A 17,660-nucleotide genomic window follows, 5' to 3' on the forward strand; every position below is an offset into this window, starting at 1 on the left:
GCGTTTCAACCGCGGCTCAGGCGGCGCATGCGTTCGCTCGGCGTGACGATGTCGGTCAGCCGGATGCCGAACTTGTCATTGACGACGACCACCTCGCCCTGGGCGATCAGGTAGCCGTTGACCAGCACGTCCATCGGCTCGCCGGCCAGGGCATCAAGCTCGACCACCGAGCCCTGGGCCAGTTGCAGGATGTGCTTGATCGGGATGCGGGTGCGGCCCAGCTCCACGGTGAGCTGCACCGGGATGTCCAGGATCATGTTGATGTCGTGCCCAGCCGCCGCCACGCCCTGCGGCGTGAAGCTGGCGAAGGGCGCGGGCGCCACCGACTCGGCCTGCACCAGCTCCTGCGGCTGGGGCGGCCGGGCGGGGGCCTGCTGTTCCAGCGCGGCGGCCCATTCGGCGGCCATCGCGTCCTGTTCGGCGCCGGTGTCGGGGGGGGCGTCAGCCATGGGGGTCTCCAAGCCAGCTCAGGGCCTGGCCGGTCATGAGTTGATCGATCTTCAGCGCGTACTTGCCGCGGCTCGTGCCGTAGCTGCCCTGGAAGACGGGCACGCCGTCGACCTTGGCCTCGACATGCGGGCCGAGGTCCAGCTCGATGAAGTCGCCGGGCTTCATCGCCAGCAACTGCTCCACCGTCGCCGGGGCCTGGGCCAGCTCGACGACCAGCTCGACCTCGGCCGCCTGGATCTCGTGCGTCAGCAGCTTGACCCAGCGGCGGTCGTGCTCGGAGCTGTCGCCCTGCACGGTCGAATAGAGCGTGTCGCGGATCGGCTCCAGCGTAGCGTAGGGAATGCAGAAATGGATCATCCCGGTCGTGTCGCCCACCTCCAGCGTGAAGGAGGTCGACACCACGATCTCGCTGGGCGCGGCCACATTGGCGAACTGCGGCTGCATCTCCGAGCGCTGGTATTCCAGCTCGATCGGGTACACGCCCTGCCACGCCTTGCGGTACTCGGTGGTGATCACATCGACCAGCCGGGCGATCACCCGCAGCTCGGTGGGCGAGAAGTCGCGGCCCTCGATGCGTGCGTGGAACTTGCCCGCGCCGCCGAACAGCGCATCGATCACCGCGAAGACCAGGGTCGGGTCGCAGACGATGAGCCCGCTGCCGCGCAGCGGTCGCACGCTGACGATGTTGAAGTTCGTCGGCACGACGATCTCGCGCAGGAAGGCGCTGTACTTCTGCACCTTGATCGCGCCCACCGCCACCTCCGGCGTGCGCCGGATCATGTTGAACAGGCCGATGCGGATGTTGCGCGAGAAGCGCTCGTTGACGATCTCCATCGTCGGCATGCGCCCGCGGACGATGCGCTCCTGGCTCGCGATGTTGTAGTCGCGGATGCCACCGGTTTGCTCGGGCGTGGCATCGAGCTTCTGGCTTTCGCCGGTGATGCCCTGCAGCAGCGCATCGACTTCGTCCTGCGACAGGATCTGCTGGTTCATCTCGGCGTTCTCGCGGCGGGTCCGGCGGGCGGGCGGGGGAGGCTCACTGGATGATGAAGCTGGAGAAGTGGACTTGCTCGACCGGCACATGCACGGCCGGCTTGCGCTTCTTGCGCTTCTTGGGCGGCGGGTCGGACTCGGCAGCCTCGTCCTCCTCGTCCTCGATCTCGATGCCCAGCGGCCGCACCGATTCGCGGCGGATCTCGGCGGCCAGCTTCTCCTTGCCTTCGCGGCTCAGCAGCTCGTCGGCGGTCTTGTGGGCCAGGATCATGATCACGCCGTTGCGGATGGCCGGCATGTAGGTCTTGAGCTGCTCGGCCACCTTGGCATCGTCCACTTGCAGCGTGATGCCGATCTGGGCGTAGCGCTCGCTCTCGCGGTCGGCCAGGTTCACGACGAAGGGGTCCAGCGGCAAGAAGGTGGGCGGCACGCCGGCCTCGGCCTTCTTGGCCGGATGGGCCGGCTCGGCCTGCTCGATGGGCTCGCCGTACTCGTCCAGCTCGGGCTCGGCCTGGGGCTTGAGCAGGAAGAAGGCCGCAGCCCCGCCGCCCAGCAGCAGCACGAGCACCAGGCCCAGGATCAGGAAGAGCTTCTTCTTGCCCTTCTTGGCGGGCGGGGTGGCCGCGTCGGCGGTGGCGGCGGCTGCGGACATCGGGGGGGCTCCTTGCGGGTCGGCTTGCGGTCCGCCGGCCCCCGCCTCCGGCAGGGCTGCGACGGCGGTCCGTCATGAGGCCATTATTCGGAGCCACCCCCCCGATCCAAGGGCCGATAAGGCGCTGGAAAACGCGGCTTTCCGCACGCCCGCAGTGCGCCGCGAAGGGCGCTTCAGGCGTAGAGATCGAGCCCGCCGGGCCGGCCGTCCCAGGCCCGGGCGGCGAGGGGCGCGGGGCCGGGCGCGTCCGGCGCGGCCAGCGTGCCGGCCAGCGCGCGGCGGCGCCCCGGGGCGCCCGCCTCGGGCGGCGGCGGGGCTTCGCGGCCGTCGAAGACGCCCCCGCCGCTCAGCGTCAGGCCGCCGGCCTGCAAGCCCGCGGCCAGCGCGGGCAGGCTGGCCTCCAGGGCCTCGCGGGTGGCGGCCTGGGCGGCATGGAAGTCGATCTGCGCCAGGCTGCCGTCCAGCACGATGCGCACCGCCACGCTGCCCAGGCCCTCGGGCAGCAGGTGCAGGCGGGCTTCCTGCACGCCCTGGTCGACCCAGGTCTGCATCTGCAGGGCCAGGGCCCGGCCGAAATCGACCGCCTCGGGCGGCACGCTCAGGCGCAGGGCCGGAACGGGCTCGCTGCCCGTGGGCGGGGCGCCGGCTGCGGTGGCCGAGGGCGCGAAGCCGGCGGCCAGGGCGGGCTCGGCCGGCCGGGCTGCGGGCGCGCTGGCCTGGGCTCCGGCTTCGCTGCTCGGGCGGTCCGTGGGGGGGTTCTCCGCTTCGCGCGCGCCCGGGCCGGAGCGGTCCGCAAGCTGGGGCAGGGCATCCGGGTGTGCGGCGCCGGCCGGGGCTTGCGGCGGGGTCGATCGGGCCGGGTCCCCGGGCGGGGGTGGCAGCAGGTCCGTGCCTTGGGCGGCTTGCGGGGTCGCAGGGTCCGCAAGGGAGGCAGAGGGCTTGGAGGACACGCTCCGGTTCGCCGGGCCGGATGCACTTGCATCGCTGCCGGAGGCAGCCACCGCGCCGCCCGCTACTGCCGCGGCCCGGGCTTGCAGGCCTTCGGCGGCAGCGGGTGTGCCGGGCGGGCGGCTTTCAGGCGCGGGTGGCGGCGGCAGGCTGCCGGGCGAGCCATCGGCAGCCCTTGCGCTTGCGGACGCGGTTTCCGCATCGGCATCGGCCTCGCCCGGAGGCGCGTCGGGGATCGTGGCTTCGTCGGCAGTCCGCGCCGCTCGGGCGGTGCTTGCGGAGGGCAGGCCCGGCTTGCTCGCCGATGCCTGCGCCGTGTCCGGCCTCTCCCGCAGGCGGGCCGGGTCGGCGGCTTCGGACCGTGTCGCAGCCTCGTTCGCTCCGGCCTGTGCAGCGTTCACGGCGTCGGCAGGCGGCAGGGCCGACGCCGCCCCGGCCGCGCCGCCCGCCGGGCCGGACCGGGCAGCTTGCTGGCGGGCCTCCATCCGGCGGCTGTCGAGCGAGCGGGCCTCGATCTGCCGGGCCTCGTCCTGGCGGTCCTCGCGCTGGCGGTCTTCCTGCCGGGCTTCACCTTGGCGAAGCCGGGCCTGGGCCTCGGCAAGCTCGCCGCGGGCCTGGCCCAGCCAGGGGCCGAAACCCGGACCGGCCGGGGCGGCAGGCTCAGGGCCTGAGCCTCGGGCCATACGGCCTGCGGCCGGGCCGGTCGGGGGGATGCTGGAGATCGCGCTCATGCTGACCTGGTCCCGTCTTCTCAGTGCAGGCCCGGCGCGGCGCCGTCGCCCTGCAGGCGGTTCCAGGCGCTGCGGCTGGCGAATTCGTCGCTCTGCTTCTGCTCGCGACGGAGCTGGATGTCGGCCGCCTGCTGCGCGCGGCGTTCGAGCAGCTTGTCGACCGAGGCCAGCCGCAGCTCCAGGCCCACCAGCAGGGCGCGGCTGCGCTCGCAGCGCTTGCGCGCCTGCTCGATCGCGCCCTGCTGCTGCACCAGGGCCTCGTCGACCCGGCCGACGAAGTGGTGCAGGTGGCGAAGCTGGTCGGGCGAGGTGGCCTGGCCCTCGGCCGCGCCGAAGCGCTTGAGCGTGTCGCCGCGAAAGCCGTCGAGCTGCTCGGACTGGCGCAGCGCGCCCTGCAGTTGCTGCTCGGCCCGGCGAAGCTGGGCCAGGGCCTGGTCGCGCTCCTCGCGCAGCCGGGCGGCGAGGGTGTCGAGGGCATCGGGGCGGGCGGGCATGGCGGCTCCAGGGCGGCGGGCGAATGGGGGATGGCTCAGCGGCTGGCGGCCAGGTGCTGCAGGGCGCCGATGCTGTCGGCCAGCGGCGCGCCGGCCTGCATGTCCTGTTGCAGCAGCGCGCGCATCGGCTCGGCCTGCTTGACGGCAAGGTCCAGCTCGGCATCGTGGCCGGGCTGGTAGGCGCCGAGCTGGATCAGGTCGCGCGCCTTCGACAGCCGCGACCAGCGCTGGCGAAACACACGCGCCGCCTCCAGATGCGCCTTGCCCGCCACGTTGTGCATGACCCGCGAGGCCGAGCGCTCGATGTCGATGGCCGGGTAGTGGCCGCCCTCGGCCAGCTCGCGGCTCAGGACGATGTGGCCGTCGAGGATGGCGCGGGCGGCGTCGGCGATCGGGTCCTGCTGGTCGTCGCCTTCGCTGAGCACCGTGTAGAAGGCGGTGATCGAGCCACCGCCCGGCAGGCCGTTGCCGCTGCGCTCGACCAGGCCTGGCAGCTTGGCGAAGCAGCTCGGCGGATAGCCCTTGGTGGCGGGCGGCTCGCCGATGGCCAGGGCGATCTCGCGCTGCGCCATGGCGTAGCGGGTCAGGCTGTCCATCAGCAGCAGCACATGGCGGCCCTGGTCGCGGAAGTGCTCGGCGATCGCGGTGGCATAGGTGGCACCCTGCATGCGCAGCAGGGGCGGCGCATCGGCCGGCGCCGCCACCACCACGCTGCGCTTGAGTCCCTCCTCGCCCAGGATGTCCTCGATGAATTCCTTGACCTCGCGGCCGCGCTCGCCGATCAGGCCGACGACGATCACATCCGCCGCGGTGTAGCGCGCCATCATCCCCAGCAGCACCGACTTGCCGACGCCCGAGCCGGCGAAGAGGCCGATGCGCTGCCCCCGGCCGACAGTGAGCATGGCGTTGATCGCGCGCACGCCGGTGTCCAGCGGCAGGCGCACCGGGTCGCGGTCCATGGCATTGATGGGGCGGCGCAGCAGCGGCTCGTCGTGCACGTCGGCGATGGGGCCGCGCCGGTCCATGGGCAGGCCCTCGGGGTCGACCACGCGGCCGAGCAGGCCGGGGCCCACCGGCAGGTGGCGGCTGCGGTCCTCGATGCGCCGCCAGGGGTGGCTGGGCTGGCCCAGGTGCGGCGGCTGCACCGGCACGGCCAGCGGCTCGACCCGCGCGCCGCTGGCCAGGCCATGCACCTCGCCGGTCGGCATCAGATAGGCCCGGTCGCCGGCGAAGCCGACCACCTCGGCCAGCACCGGCGCCTGGCCTTCGGGATGCAGCTGGCAGACCGAGCCGACCGGCACCCGCAGGCCGGCGGCCTCCAGCACCAGGCCGGCCACCCGCACCAGGCTGCCATGCACGGCCAGCGGCGCCGGGCTGGCGGCGAAGCTGCGCAGGTCGCTGAGGTAGCGCGCCCAGCCGGGCGGCAGAGCCGGTGCCGGGCGGGCGGGCTGCGGCGCGGCCGGCGCGCTGCCGGGCTCGAAGGGATCGGGCTTCATGCGCTCGCCCCGTCCACGGCCGGCTCGACCCAGGGCGTCTCGCGGCCCAGATTGGCCACGGCCCGGGCCCAGCGCGCGGCCAGGCTGGCATCGACGCTGCCCAGCTCGCTGTCGACCCGGCAGCCGCCGCGGGCGATCTGCGGATCGGCCTGCAGCCGGGCACCGCGGGCGGCCAGGGCCTCGCCGACGCCCTCGGCCACGCGCGGCAGCTCGTCGGGGTGCACGCGCATCACGATCTGGCGGGCCGAGCCCAGGGTGGCGTCCAGCGCCTCCTGGGCCACCTGCACCAGCAGCTCGGGCTGCCGGGCCACGCGGTCGCGCACCACCTCGCGGGCCAGGGCCACGGCAATGTCGGCCACCTGCTCGGCCAGCAGGGCCTGCAGGGCATCGAGCTGCTCGCCGTACTGCTGCGTCAGCGCCACCAGCGGCGCGGTGAGCTGCTGGGCATAGCGCTGCTTGAAGCCCTCCAGCGCGACCAGGCCGTCGCGGTAGCCATCGGCATAGCCCTCCTGGCGGCCCTGGGCGCGGGCCTGGGCGCGCTCGGCCTCCAGGTCGGGCGGCGGGGCCTCGGGCTCGGGCGGCTCGGGTGGCGTGGGGCCAAGCTGGCCCGGCCGCCAGGCGCTAAAGCTGCGCAGCTCTTCGCGCGGGATGAAGCGGGCATAGGGCTCGCGCGCGCCGGGCGTCGGCGTGGGCTCGGGCGGATGCTGGTGCAGGCGGCGGTGCGCCCGGGCGGCAGCGGCCTCGTCGCGCGGCGGTGCGGCTTCGGGCGCCGCCGCCGCGCCGGCCGGCCGGCCCAGGGGCTGCGGCTTGAAATCAGACGAAGGCATCGTCGCCGCCTCCGCCCAGCACGATCTGGCCTTCGTCGGCCAGGCGGCGGACGATCTTCAGCATTTCCTTCTGCTCGGCCTCGACTTCGGACAGGCGCACCGGGCCGCGCGACTCCAGGTCCTCGCGCAGCGTCTCGGCCGCGCGGCTGGACATGTTGGCGAAGATGCGCTCGCGCAGCTCGGCCGTGGCGCCCTTGAGCGCGATGACCAGCGACTCGCTCTGCACCTCCTTGAGCAGGGCCTGGATGCCCCGGTCGTCGACCTTCATCAGGTCGTCGAAGGTGAACATGTTGTCCATGATCTTCTGCGCCAGGTCCGGGTCGGCCGTGCGGATGAAGTCCAGCACCGAGGTCTCGACGCTGGAGCCCATCATGTTGATGATTTCCGAGGCCGTCTTGACCCCGCCCATCGAGGACTTCTTGGTCCGCTCGCCGCCGGCCAGCACCTTGCTCATGACCTCGTTGAGGTCCTTGAGCGCGCTGGGCTGGATGCCGTCGAGCGTGGCCACCCGCACCATCACCTCGTTGCGCTGGCGCTCGCTGAACTGCTTGAGCACCTCGGAGGCCTGGTCGAACTCCAGGTGCACGAGGATGGCCGCGACGATCTGCGGATGCTCGTTGCGCAGCAGCTCGGCCACCGAGCCCGGGTCCATCCACTTCAGGCTCTCGATGCCCGAGACATCGCCGCCCTGCAGGATGCGGTCGATCAGCAAGTTGGCCTTGTCCTCGCCCAGGGCCTTGCGCAGCACGCTCTTGACGTATTCGTCGGTGTCGTTGACGAGCAGCGTGGTGTCGGCCGCATCGTCGGTGAAGCGCTGCAGCACCGTCTCGACCCGGTCGCGCGGCACGGTCTTCATGCGGGCGATGGTCTCGCCCAGGCGCTGCACTTCCTTCGGCGAGAGATGGCGGAAGACCTCGGCCGCTTCCTCTTCGCCGAGCGACATCAGCAGGATCGCGGCGTCTTCCAGTCCCTGGTCGTCCATGGTGGGTGAGGGTGTGGGGGCGTGTTCGGGGGGATGCGGACTCAGGCGTCCTTGCTGACCCACTGGCGCATGATGGTGGCCACCGCGGCCGGGTTCTCGCGCGCCAGGGTGCGGGCCTGGTCGAGCCGCCGGTCGGTGGCCGGGGCCTCCAGCGCCGGCAGGCCCTGGGCCGACGGGCCGCCCAGCGCGACCGCGGCCTCGCCGCCGGGCATCGGCAGGGTGCCGACGTCGTCAACCACGGTGTCCAGCCGCGGGCCGGCCGGCCGCTCGACCGGCCGCGCCGCCTTCAGCGCCGGGCGGATCGCACCGAAGACGATGATCAGCGCCAGCAGCGCGATGCCCACCGGCAAGGCCAGGCTGCGCACCAGCTCTTGCAGCTCGGGTTGCTGCCACAGCGGGATCTCGGGCTCGGCTTCGGGCGCGGTGATGCGGAAGGGCGCATTGACCACCTTCACCGAATCGCCGCGCTCGGCATTGAAGCCCACGCTCTCGCGCACCAGCGCGGTCAGCTTCTCCAGCTCCTCGTCGCTGAGCGGCTGGCTCGTCGTCTTGCCCTTGGCATCGGTCACGCTGCGGTGGTTGACCACCACGGCCGCATTCACGCGCCGCACCTGGCCGCTGGCGCCGCGCGTCACGCGCACGGTGCGGTCGATCTCGTAGTTCACCGTCGATTCGCGCCGGCCGTTGCCGCCGGTGCTGCCGGTGCTGGCGCCGGCCAGGGTCTGAGCCGGGCCGTTGACGGGGGCCGAGGCCGGCGTCGGCGGCTGGTTGCTGGCCGCGCCCGGCACGCCGGTGGGCACGGCGGTCGCGCCGCCCGGGCCGGTCTCCAGGGTCTGCTGGCTGCGTACCGCGGGCGCGGCCTTCTCGCCCTGGTTGGGACGGAATTCCTCGGAGGTGGCCTCGGTCTCGGAGAAGTCGACCTCGGCCGTCACGGTGGCACGCAGGTTGTCGCGGCCGACCACCGGTTCCAGCAGCTCGTTGATGCGCTGGGCATAGCTGCGCTCGATCTGCTGCACGTACTGGAGCTGCTGCGCGTCCAGGCCGGGCGCGGGGCTGCCCTCGGGCGGGTCGGACAGCAGGGCGCCGCTCTGGTCCAGCACGCTGACCGACTGCGGCGTCATCTCCGGCACGCTGGCGCTGACCAGGTGCACGATGCCGGCGATCTGCGCCCGGTCCAGCATGCGGCCGGCATGCAGGGTCAGCAGCACGCTGGCGCTGGGCTTTTGCTGGGCGCGGAAGAAGCCGTTCTGGTTGGGCAGGGCCAGGTGCACGCGGGCGGCCTGCACGGCCGAGAGGGCCGAGATCGAGCGGGTCAGCTCGCCCTCCAGACCGCGCTGGAAGGTGAGCCGCTCCTGGAACTGGGTCTGGCCGAAGCGCGCGCTGTCCATCAGCTCGAAGCCGACGATCGAGCCCTTGGGCAGGCCGGCCGAAGCCAGCTTGAGCCGCACGTCATGCACCTTGTCCGCGGGCACCAGGATGGCCGCGCCGCCGTCGGCATGCTTGTAGGGCACGCCCATCTGCGAGAGCTGGGCCAGGATGGCGCCGCCGTCCTTGTCCGACAGGTTGGCGTAGAGCACCTTGTAGTCCGGCCGGCTGCCCGCCGTGCCCAGCAGCAGGGCCAGGGCCAGCAAGGCCAGCACGCCGCCGCCCAGCATCCACTTGCGGCCCGGCGGCAGCGTGCCCAGGCGCTGAAGCAGGCCGGGCGGGCTGGCGTTGGGGGTGCCGCCTAGCGGCATCGGGTTGGCAGCAGCCAGGGCAGTCTCCATGGCTGGGGATTGTTCCGGCGGGGCCGTTGGCACATGCGGGGAACAGTCGCGCCGAAGCGGGGCAGTTCCCGCCATCGCGGGCCGGCCTGCTCCGCACAATGCGCAGCATGGACGTCAAGCTCAAGCCCTTCGACTTCGCCCAGGCCGCGGCCCGGGCGGGCATGTCGCAGGTCGCGGATCGTGTCGCGGCCAAGCTCCGCGAAAGCGCCGCCGCGACCGCGGGCGAGGCCCCGGCCGCCAGTGCCCCGCCCAGCTTCCAGGACAGCTTCCGCCTGGCCCTGCGCCAGGTCAGTCAGGCCCAGCTCGAAGCCGGCGGCCTGCAGCGCGAAGTGCAGCTCGGCAACCCCACGGTCAGCCTGGAGCAGACCATGGTCGCGATGCAGAAGGCGCAGATCGGCTTCCAGGCCGCACTCACCGTGCGCAACAAGCTGGTCCAGGCTTACTCAGACGTGATGAACATGCAGGTCTGAAGGGCACTGCCGGCACCGGTCGCGTGCGGCAGGATTTGCGGATCCAGTGCTTACGCCCCGCGATGGGACGCCGATATGGCAAACTTTGAGTCATCAAAAACGGCTGCCTTTCGGGTGACATGTAACAGGAGGCTTGACCTCCGACCCGTCTGGCGGCCAATTTTTTGGGTCGGTTTGTTGGGTCTCTGAAGACAGCCAGGCATGCACCGCTACGCCATCTTGATCGACGGCGGATTCGCCCGGCGTGCCCTGCGGACCCGTGTGGCCGCCGACGCAGCCAGCTTTCAGCGCCTGGTTGAGACCCTAGCGGGCCATGTCGCGCTGCGGGATCGCCTCCTGCACCGGGTCTACTTCTACGACGCAACGCCCCTTGAAGGCTCGCGGACGATGCCGCTGCAAGGTGGCTTGGTCGAGTTTGGGCGCAGCCCGGTGGCTTCGGAATCCAAAGCCTTGTTCGACGAGCTGAAGCGCCTTCCATTCTTTTCGTTGCGAATGGGCGAGACTGCGCTCAACGGCTGGCAGGTGGACCCCAAGGCGCTGGAAGCCGCCACGACCGAGGCCCTCACGGTCACGGCTGCGCAGATCAAGCCCCGCATCACGCAAAAGGGCGTAGACATGCGCATCGGGATGGATATCGCCGCACTGACGCTCAAGCAGCACGTGCAGTGCATCGTCCTGGTGTCAGGCGATAGCGATTTCGTCCCTGCAATGAAGTTTGCCCGTCGGGAGGGTGTCCAGGTTTTCCTGTGTGCCCTTGGCCGCCGTGTTCGGCCCGCCATGCTTGAGCACAGTGATCTGGTGCTTGAGGTTGATCGGCCCAGGTCCGGGGCTGAGATAGCGGCCGTTTAGTCGCGAGCCGACATCATCCCGACGGGGGCCGATAGGCTCCCGCCGGTTCCCATTCGCAGGGAGTCTGGACGGGGCGCCGTGCTTCTCAGAACTTAAACGCCATCCGCATGCCGCCCCAGTGCCGGCCGCGCACGACGATGGGCGCCGCCGCTTCCTTGAGCAGCACGAAGTGGCCGCCGCCCATGTCGCGGCGGTAGGTCTGGAGCAGGAAGGGCCGGGTGTTGCGGGCACTGGCCAGGCCGGTGCGGTCGTTGAAGATGCGGCGCCAGCGGCTGTTGGCCGTGTTCCAGGTGACGTCGCCGGCGCGCTGCGGCTGGCAGTAGATGCGGTTGTGCGTCGGGATGTAGCCGTTGCGGTCGGTCGCGATGCAGAACACCACCTTCGGATCCAGCGCGAGAAAACGCTCCTGGACGGCCGGGAAGAGCCGGTCGCTGACCGCGTTGTAGGCCGTCAGATGCTGCAGCGGGTTGCTGCCCTCGACCGGGCGGTAGGCCTCGTCCCAGAGCTGGGCCTCGCTGAGCTCGCCGCGGACAAGGGCATCCTCCAGCGCCTCGGCAATCTCGCCGGCGGCCTGCTGCGCGGCGCGGATGAAGGGGCTGTCCTCGGTCTCCACGCCGCAGTCGGCGACCAGCTCGATCAGCGACTCGCCGGCCTTGAGGAAGGCTTCGCTGCGCTGGTTGGCCTGGCCCAGGGTGCTCACCGCCTGCTGCATCTCGCGCTCGATGCCGCCCATCTGCTCGGCCAGCCGGGTGCAGATGCTGCGGCTTTCGGCGGCGGCCTCGCCGATGCGGCCGACGCCGTCCTCGACCTCGGCCAGCGCGCGGTGGAAGGCGCCCTGGCTGGCGGCCTTCTGACCCTCGCGGGTCTGGATCTCGCGGGCCAGGGCGCCGATGCGCTGGTCCAGCTCGGCCACGGTGCTGAAGATGGCCTTGGACGAGGTCTCGACCTGGGCCGAAAGATCCTTGACCGCATCGGCCACCACGCCAAAGCCGCGGCCGGCCTCGCCAGCGCGCTTGGCCTCGACGCTGGCATTGAAGGCGACCAGCCGCGTCTGCAAGGCGATCTGCGTGATCTGCCCGGCAGCGTCGGAGACATGGCGCAGCGTGTCGACGATGGCGGCCACCTCCTGCCCGACCTGCTCGACCGCATGGCGCGCACGGCCGACCGCGGCATGGCTGGCCTCGGTGGTGCTGGCGATACCGGCCTGCGAGGCCTGCACCTCGCGCACCTGCACGCCCAGGGCCTGCACGGCGCTGGCGCCCTGCTGGCCGACGCGGGCGGCATCGTCGATTTCGCCGCGCACTTGCGCCGCGTCCTGGCCGAGCCGCGAGGCCAGCTTGGCGATGGAGGTGACGGCCGAGCGCAGCTCGGCGACCTCGCGTGGCGGGCTGGCGGCGCCGGGCTCGACCAGGCTGACCTGGGCGGCGGACCGGCGTCCGAAGCGTTGAAGAAAGGGGGTCAGCATGCTCGGCCTCGGGGTCTGGGCGGTGAGTGGGTTTCAGTCCGGCGCGGGCCGGGCCGTGGACAGGGGGGCCGGCTCAGTGCTCGCGCATCTTCACGCGCAGCCGGGCGATGCTCTGGCTGTGCAACTGGCAGACGCGGCTCTCGGTCACGCCCAGGATGGCGGCGATTTCCTTGAGGTTCAGGTCCTGCTCGTAGTACAGGCTCATCACCAGCTTCTCGCGCTCGGGCAGTTGCTCGATGGCCTGGACCAGGGCCTCGCGCATGCGGCGGTCCTGCAGGCGGCTCATCGGCGTCTCGCCGCTGTCGGGCACGTGGCGGTCGAGGAAGTCCTCGTCGCCCTCGTCGCCGCTCATGTCCTCCAGGTGCACGAGCTGGGTGCCGCGCACCTTGCCGAGCAGGCCCTGGTAGTCGGTCAGCGACAGGCCCATGGCCGCGGCAATCTCGCTTTCCTGCGGCGCGCGGCCGAGGCGGTGCTCAAGCTGCTGCACCGCGGTCTCGATCTCGCGCTGGCTCTTGCGGGTGCCGCGGCTGGCCCAGTCGCTGCCGCGCAGCTCGTCGAGCATGGCGCCGCGGATGCGCTGGCTGGCGAAGGTCTCGAATTGCACGCCCTGCGCCAGGTCGAAGCGCTGGGAGGCATCGGCCAGGCCGATCATGCCGGCCTGGATCAGGTCGTCGAGCTGCACATTGGCCGGCAGCTTGGCGATCATCTGGTGCGCCAGGCGGCGCACCAGCGGGCTGTACTGCCGCAGCACCGCATTCGTGTCGGGGCGACCGGTGGCGGTGTACATGGCGGCGGCGGGGGTGGGGCTGCGGGAGGGCGAGGCAAAGGGGCTCATGGCGGTCTCAGCGCATCGCGTGATGGCGGGCGGCGGGTGCGGCCCGCGGGGCAGGGGGCGGACCGGCTTCGCGGGCCAGGGCCGGCAGCGGGGCCAGCACCGGGCGGCCCTGCGGCTCGGCGCGTCGCCGCGTGGCCTCGCCGACCGGCGGCGCATAGGCGCAGGCCATCAGCGCCTCCAGGCGCTGCACCAGGGCCGGGGCGGGCGGCTGCTCGGGGGGCTCGGCCGGGTCGATGCCCATCCAGTGCTGCTGCACGCCGCCCAGGAAGCCGTCGGCGCAGCGCGCCAGGCTGGCGGCGATGCGCGGCGCCAGCCGCGAGCCGGGCGCTGCGGCGAGCAGCAGCTCGTGCGTGCGCAGGCCGGCGCGCAGGGCCAGCAGCTTGAGCGCGGCATAGGCTTCGGTCAGCGCCGCGCCCGATTCATCGCACAGCACCAGCGGGCGCAGCAGGGGCGCGCGGCCGTCGCGCACGGCGCGGCCGAAGAGCCGGGCCAGGTCGGCGGCGGGGGCATGCAGCAGGATCAGCTCGGCCTCGGGTGCGGCCTCGGCCAGGGCGTCGAGGAAGGCCTCGGTCGAGCCCCCCGCATCGACATGCTGCTGCGGCAGGCCGCGCGCGGCCAGATAGGCCAGGTGGCGGTCGAGCGGCTCGATCGCCTCGGCCAGGTCGAAGCGGGCCAGCTCGCCCGGCTCGCGGGCATGCAGGCCGGCATCGACGACCAGGGTGCGGCGGTCGAGCAGGGCGGCGGCGCCGGCCAAGCGTTCAAGCAGCAGGCCGCCCCAGGCCAGGGCCGGGTTGGCGATCACCGGCAGGATGCGCAGGGTCGGCGCCGCGAAGCGGCGGCGCAGGCCGGCGGCCTGGTCTTCGGGCATGCGGGCGGAGGCGCTCACGGCAGGGTCCTCGGCAGGGCAGCGGGCTTCAGCGGACGGGCGGCTTGAACAGGCGCGAGGCCGGTTCGCGTGCCGGCAGCGGCGCGGCGAAGACCAGGTTCATCTCGCCGCTGTCGAAGCGCCAGGCCGGGCTGCCGCCGCCGCGCAGCGCGCGCTGCACCAGGGCCTGCGCGCTCAGGCGGTGCCAGTCCTCCGGCACGCGCTGGCCGTTGGCGATGGCCAGCACCTTCATGCGGTGGCGGATCAGGGCATCGAGCGCGGGGGCGAGCTTGACGGCTTCGTCGAGCTTGCTCAGCACCACGCCCTCCACCCGCGCGCTGCGGTAGCGCTGCACCACGTCCTCCAGCGTCTCGCCCTGGGCCGAGGCATTGAGCACGAGCACGCGGCGGATCGAGGCATGCGCCACCATCTCCAGCAGCTCATGGGTGCGGCTGTCGCGCTGGGCCACGCCGGCCGTGTCGATCAGCACCATCTTCTTGGCCGAGAGCAGGTCGAGCAGGTCTTCCAGCGAGGCGCGGTCGTGCGCGGTGTGCACCGGCACGCCGAGGATGCGGCCGTAGCTGCGCAGTTGCTCCTGCGCGCCGACGCGGTAGGCGTCGAGCGTGATCAGGCCGAGCTGCGAGGCGCCGTGGCGGGTGGCGAAGGCCGCGGCCAGCTTGGCGGTGGAGGTGGTCTTGCCGACGCCGGTCGAGCCGATCAGGGCATAGATGCCGCCCTGCTCCTCCAGCGCGGCCTCGCGCTCGCCGGTCAGCAGATTGCATTCGAGCACGCCGCTGGCCCAGCCGATCTCGTCGGCCTCGGCCGGGGTGGCGGGCAGGGCATCGACGAGCTTGCGGATCAGCGCGGTCGAGAAGCCGCAGTCCAGCAGGCGCTGGGTCAGGCGGGCCTGGGCCGGATGGCGCTGCAGGCGCTCCATGAAGGCCAGGGCACCGAAGCGTTCCTCGATCAGGCCCTTCATCGCGCGCAGCTCATGGATCATGGCCGACTCGCCGCTGCTCGGCGCAGCCGGGCGGGCGGCTTCGGCCGGCGCCGGCTCGGGCGTGATGGCCGCGACCCGGCGGCGCGCGACGCGCTGCTCCACCGCATGCACGGCCATGTCGACCGGATCGGCCAGCAGGGGCAGGCGCTCGGGCGGGGCCGGCGGGGCGCGGCGGGCGCCGGCGGCATGCGGCTCATCGGATGAGCCGGCTGCGGCCGGGGTGCGGCGGGGGCTGGCTTCGGACCGGTCCTGGGCCTCGGCAGCAGCCGGCATGCGGCGCGCGGCGGGCGGGCTGGCCGGGGCCGCTGCGGGGCTGGGCCTTGGGGCGGCGGGCGGGCGGGCTGCGGCCTCGGGCCGGGCCTGCGCCGGGCTGGCCGGCGCTGCCGCGGCGGGCGGCTGCAGGGCCGCCTGGCGCTTGCGCAGCAGGCGTTCACGCACATAGTCCTGGAAGGACAGGGTGCTCATCGCCAGCTTCTGCACATCCTGGGTAACCTCGTCGCCCGCGGCCGGGGCCGGGGCAGCCGGCGCATGCGGCTCGGCCGCATCGGCCTGCGCGGCCAGCCGGTGGGCGGCGGCCAGGGCCTGGGGGGCCATGGCCAGCATCTCGACGCCCTGGCTCGTCTGGCGGGTGGAGAGGACGACGGCCTCCTCGCCCAGCGCGGCGCGCATCTTCTGCATGGCCTCGCGGGAGCTGCGGCCGGTGTAGCGCTGGACGTTCATGCGGTGCCTCCGATGACGGAACCGATACGGATGGAATGGGTTTCAGGGATCTCGCTGTGGCCCAGCACCTTCAGCCGCGGCGCGGCGCGGCGCAGCAGCCGGGCCACCGGCACGCGGATCGCGTCGGGCACCAGCAGGCAGGCGGGATGGCCCAGGTTCTCCTGGCGCTTGGCGCTGTCGGCGGCGCCGCGGCTCAGCGCATCGGCCACGCCGGGGTCCAGCATCGGCCCGTTGCCGCCGCCCAGGGCCTGGGCCAGCAGGCGCTCCAGCTCGGGCTCGATGGCGATCACGTCCAGCTCCTTCACCGGGCCGTAGATCTGCTGGACGATGGCCGGCGCCAGGGCGATGCGCACGCGCCGCGCCAGCTCGGCGGGGTCGGTGGCCAGGCTGCTGTTGGCGCCGACATGCTCGGCCACCGTCTCGACGATGGAGCGCATGTCGCGGATGTGCACCCCTTCTTCCAGCAGCAGTTGCAGCAGTTTCTGGAGCGTGGCGATCGGGACCATCTTGGGGATCACGTCTTCGATGACTTTGGGGGCCAGGCGGCCCAGGTGCTCGACCAGGGCCAGCGTCTCGCTGCGGCCCAGCAGGCGGGCGGCCTGGGTTTGCATCAAGTGTGAAAGGTGGGTGGCCACCACGGTCGAGCAATCAACGACGGTGTAGCCGGCCATTTGTGCTGCTTCGCGCTGGCCCTCGTCGATCCAGACCGCAGGCAGGCCGAAGGCCGGGTCGCTAGTGCGGGTGCCGATCAGCGGCGTCTGCGCGCCGCCCGGGTTGATCGCCAGCAGCATGGCGGGATAGGCCTCGCCCTCGCCGATCACCGCGCCGCGCAGGGTCAGGCGGTAGGCGCCGGGGCGCAGCTCCAGGTTGTCGCGGATGTGCACGGGCGGCGGCAGGAAGCCCACGTCCTGCGCGAACTTGCGCCGCACGCCCTTGATCCGGCCGAGCAGCTCGCCGCCGCGGGCTTTGTCGACGAGCTGGATCAGGCGGAAGCCCAGCTCCAGGCCCAGGGTGTCGACGGGTTGCAGGTCGTCCCAGCTCGCCTCGGCATTGGGGTCGAGCGGCTTGATCTCCTCGGCCGGCGTGGCGGCCGCGGCGGCGCGCGCCTCGGCCGCGCGGCGCTGCTGTGCCCAGGCCAGGGTGCCCAGGCCGGCGGCCATCAGCAGGAAGACCAGGTGCGGCATGCCGGGGATCAGGCCCAGGGTGCCGATCACGCCGGCGGCCACGCCGATCGACTTCGCGCTGCGGAACATCTGGCCGACGATCTGCTGGCCGACATCCTCGCCCTTGCCCACGCGCGAGACCACCATGGCCGCGGCCACCGAGATCAACAGGCCGGGAATCTGCGCGACCAGCGCATCGCCGATGGCCAGCAGGATGTAGTTGTCGGCCGCCTCGCCGGCCGACAGGCCGTGCTGGATCATGCCGATCAGCATGCCGCCGATGATGTTGATGAAGAGGATCAGGATGCCGGCGATGGCATCGCCACGCACGAACTTGCTGGCGCCGTCCATCGAGCCGAAGAACTCCGCCTCCTCGCCCACCTCGGCGCGGCGGCGCTTGGCCTCCTTCTCGTCGATCAGGCCGGCATTCAGGTCGGCATCGATGGCCATCTGCTTGCCCGGCATCGCGTCCAGCGTGAAGCGCGCGCTGACTTCGGCGATGCGCTCCGAGCCCTTGGTCACCACCATGAAGTTGATGACCACCAGGATGGCGAACACGACCAGGCCGACCGCGAAGTTCCCGCCGATCAGCACATGGCCGAAGCTCTCGATCACCTGGCCGGCGGCGCCGGTGCCGGTGTGGCCTTCCATCAGCACCATGCGGGTGGAGGCCACGTTCAGCGACAGGCGCAGCAGGGTGGACAACAGCAGCACCGTCGGGAAGGCCGCGAAGTCCAGCGGCCGCAGCATGTTGGCCGCGACCATCATGATCATCAGCGCCACCGCGATGTTGAAGGTGAACAGCAGGTCCAGCGCAAAGGCCGGCAGCGGCAGCACCATCATCGCCAGCACCAGCAGGACCAGCAGCGGCGCGGCCAGGCCGCTGAGCAGGCGGGCCTGCGGGCTCAGCCAGGCTTGCAGTTGACGCAGGGCGGGATTCATCGGGGCGGGTCC

Annotated in this window: 16 protein-coding genes; 2 read left to right on the forward strand and 14 right to left on the reverse strand. The window is 72.4% G+C overall.

What is annotated here, in order from left to right:
• Positions 1–5: 5 nt before the first annotated feature.
• From fliN to fliF, 9 genes are all read right to left on the reverse strand, one after another.
• Entirely contained in the window at positions 6–449 is a 444-nt protein-coding gene (gene fliN / locus JI742_RS06135; protein ID WP_201824772.1) for a flagellar motor switch protein FliN, read from the reverse strand.
• The gene (fliM, locus tag JI742_RS06140) at positions 442–1,443 is read right to left on the reverse strand and encodes a flagellar motor switch protein FliM (protein WP_201824773.1); all 1,002 of its coding nucleotides are present in this window, start codon (positions 1,441–1,443) and stop codon (positions 442–444) included. The genes fliN and fliM overlap by 8 nt, the downstream gene beginning before the upstream one ends.
• A 43-nt stretch (positions 1,444–1,486) precedes the next feature.
• Positions 1,487–2,095, reverse strand: a complete 609-nt coding sequence (locus tag JI742_RS06145) for a flagellar basal body-associated FliL family protein (protein ID WP_201824774.1) — start codon at positions 2,093–2,095, stop codon at positions 1,487–1,489.
• 173 nt (positions 2,096–2,268) lie between these two features.
• Complete coding sequence (locus tag JI742_RS06150; RefSeq protein ID WP_201824775.1) at positions 2,269–3,774, reverse strand: flagellar hook-length control protein FliK; 1,506 nt, start codon at positions 3,772–3,774, stop codon at positions 2,269–2,271.
• A gap of 20 nt (positions 3,775–3,794) precedes the next feature.
• Positions 3,795–4,268, reverse strand: a complete 474-nt coding sequence (gene fliJ, locus JI742_RS06155; protein ID WP_201824776.1) for a flagellar export protein FliJ — start codon at positions 4,266–4,268, stop codon at positions 3,795–3,797.
• A gap of 35 nt (positions 4,269–4,303) precedes the next feature.
• Entirely contained in the window at positions 4,304–5,764 is a 1,461-nt protein-coding gene (gene fliI, locus JI742_RS06160) for a flagellar protein export ATPase FliI (protein ID WP_201824778.1), read from the reverse strand.
• The gene (locus JI742_RS06165; RefSeq protein WP_201824780.1) at positions 5,761–6,591 is read right to left on the reverse strand and encodes a FliH/SctL family protein; all 831 of its coding nucleotides are present in this window, start codon (positions 6,589–6,591) and stop codon (positions 5,761–5,763) included. The genes fliI and JI742_RS06165 overlap by 4 nt, the downstream gene beginning before the upstream one ends.
• On the reverse strand, positions 6,578–7,573 hold the full coding sequence (gene fliG, locus JI742_RS06170) for a flagellar motor switch protein FliG (RefSeq protein WP_201824781.1): 996 nt from the start codon (positions 7,571–7,573) through the stop codon (positions 6,578–6,580). Before fliG ends, JI742_RS06165 begins: the two co-directional genes overlap by 14 nt.
• Positions 7,574–7,614: 41 nt before the next feature.
• On the reverse strand, positions 7,615–9,339 hold the full coding sequence (gene fliF, locus JI742_RS06175; RefSeq protein WP_201824783.1) for a flagellar basal-body MS-ring/collar protein FliF: 1,725 nt from the start codon (positions 9,337–9,339) through the stop codon (positions 7,615–7,617).
• 107 nt (positions 9,340–9,446) lie between these two features.
• On the opposite strand from fliF, the gene fliE reads away from it, so the two are divergent.
• Together fliE and JI742_RS06185 are read left to right on the forward strand one after the other, a co-directional pair.
• Complete coding sequence (gene fliE, locus JI742_RS06180; RefSeq protein ID WP_201824786.1) at positions 9,447–9,809, forward strand: flagellar hook-basal body complex protein FliE; 363 nt, start codon at positions 9,447–9,449, stop codon at positions 9,807–9,809.
• Between the two features lie 201 nt (positions 9,810–10,010).
• Positions 10,011–10,658, forward strand: coding sequence for an NYN domain-containing protein (locus tag JI742_RS06185; protein ID WP_201824788.1), 648 nt, complete (start codon positions 10,011–10,013; stop codon positions 10,656–10,658).
• 85 nt (positions 10,659–10,743) lie between these two features.
• On the opposite strand, the gene JI742_RS06190 is transcribed toward JI742_RS06185, so the two are convergent.
• The 5 genes from JI742_RS06190 to flhA all read right to left on the reverse strand — a co-directional run bounded on the left by JI742_RS06190 (position 10,744) and on the right by flhA (position 17,648).
• Complete coding sequence (locus JI742_RS06190; RefSeq protein WP_201824789.1) at positions 10,744–12,123, reverse strand: methyl-accepting chemotaxis protein; 1,380 nt, start codon at positions 12,121–12,123, stop codon at positions 10,744–10,746.
• 73 nt (positions 12,124–12,196) lie between these two features.
• Complete coding sequence (locus JI742_RS06195) at positions 12,197–12,910, reverse strand: RNA polymerase sigma factor FliA (RefSeq protein ID WP_182662940.1); 714 nt, start codon at positions 12,908–12,910, stop codon at positions 12,197–12,199.
• 55 nt (positions 12,911–12,965) lie between these two features.
• Positions 12,966–13,844: a flagellar biosynthesis protein gene (locus tag JI742_RS06200; RefSeq protein ID WP_201824790.1), complete on the reverse strand. Its 879-nt coding sequence runs from the start codon at positions 13,842–13,844 to the stop codon at positions 12,966–12,968.
• Positions 13,845–13,872: 28 nt separating this feature from the next.
• The gene (flhF, locus tag JI742_RS06205) at positions 13,873–15,543 is read right to left on the reverse strand and encodes a flagellar biosynthesis GTPase FlhF (RefSeq protein ID WP_201824791.1); all 1,671 of its coding nucleotides are present in this window, start codon (positions 15,541–15,543) and stop codon (positions 13,873–13,875) included.
• Positions 15,540–17,648: a flagellar biosynthesis protein FlhA gene (gene flhA / locus JI742_RS06210; RefSeq protein ID WP_201824792.1), complete on the reverse strand. Its 2,109-nt coding sequence runs from the start codon at positions 17,646–17,648 to the stop codon at positions 15,540–15,542. The genes flhF and flhA overlap by 4 nt, the downstream gene beginning before the upstream one ends.
• Between the last annotated feature and the right edge of the window lie 12 nt (positions 17,649–17,660).

The organism is Piscinibacter lacus (assembly GCF_016735685.1).
Classification (GTDB): domain Bacteria; phylum Pseudomonadota; class Gammaproteobacteria; order Burkholderiales; family Burkholderiaceae_C; genus Aquariibacter; species Aquariibacter lacus.

What these genes read in the sequence shown, in the direction of transcription:
- fliN (WP_201824772.1), bottom strand. Translation starts at nt 449, where the DNA reads ATGGCTGACGCCCCCCCCGACACCGGCGCCGAACAGGACGCGATGGCC.
- fliM (WP_201824773.1), bottom strand. Translation starts at nt 1,443, where the DNA reads ATGAACCAGCAGATCCTGTCGCAGGACGAAGTCGATGCGCTGCTGCAG.
- JI742_RS06145 (WP_201824774.1), bottom strand. Translation starts at nt 2,095, where the DNA reads ATGTCCGCAGCCGCCGCCACCGCCGACGCGGCCACCCCGCCCGCCAAG.
- JI742_RS06150 (WP_201824775.1), bottom strand. Translation starts at nt 3,774, where the DNA reads ATGAGCGCGATCTCCAGCATCCCCCCGACCGGCCCGGCCGCAGGCCGT.
- fliJ (WP_201824776.1), bottom strand. Translation starts at nt 4,268, where the DNA reads ATGCCCGCCCGCCCCGATGCCCTCGACACCCTCGCCGCCCGGCTGCGC.
- fliI (WP_201824778.1), bottom strand. Translation starts at nt 5,764, where the DNA reads ATGAAGCCCGATCCCTTCGAGCCCGGCAGCGCGCCGGCCGCGCCGCAG.
- JI742_RS06165 (WP_201824780.1), bottom strand. Translation starts at nt 6,591, where the DNA reads ATGCCTTCGTCTGATTTCAAGCCGCAGCCCCTGGGCCGGCCGGCCGGC.
- fliG (WP_201824781.1), bottom strand. Translation starts at nt 7,573, where the DNA reads ATGGACGACCAGGGACTGGAAGACGCCGCGATCCTGCTGATGTCGCTC.
- fliF (WP_201824783.1), bottom strand. Translation starts at nt 9,339, where the DNA reads ATGGAGACTGCCCTGGCTGCTGCCAACCCGATGCCGCTAGGCGGCACC.
- fliE (WP_201824786.1), top strand. Translation starts at nt 9,447, where the DNA reads ATGGACGTCAAGCTCAAGCCCTTCGACTTCGCCCAGGCCGCGGCCCGG.
- JI742_RS06185 (WP_201824788.1), top strand. Translation starts at nt 10,011, where the DNA reads ATGCACCGCTACGCCATCTTGATCGACGGCGGATTCGCCCGGCGTGCC.
- JI742_RS06190 (WP_201824789.1), bottom strand. Translation starts at nt 12,123, where the DNA reads ATGCTGACCCCCTTTCTTCAACGCTTCGGACGCCGGTCCGCCGCCCAG.
- JI742_RS06195 (WP_182662940.1), bottom strand. Translation starts at nt 12,910, where the DNA reads ATGTACACCGCCACCGGTCGCCCCGACACGAATGCGGTGCTGCGGCAG.
- flhF (WP_201824791.1), bottom strand. Translation starts at nt 15,543, where the DNA reads ATGAACGTCCAGCGCTACACCGGCCGCAGCTCCCGCGAGGCCATGCAG.
- flhA (WP_201824792.1), bottom strand. Translation starts at nt 17,648, where the DNA reads ATGAATCCCGCCCTGCGTCAACTGCAAGCCTGGCTGAGCCCGCAGGCC.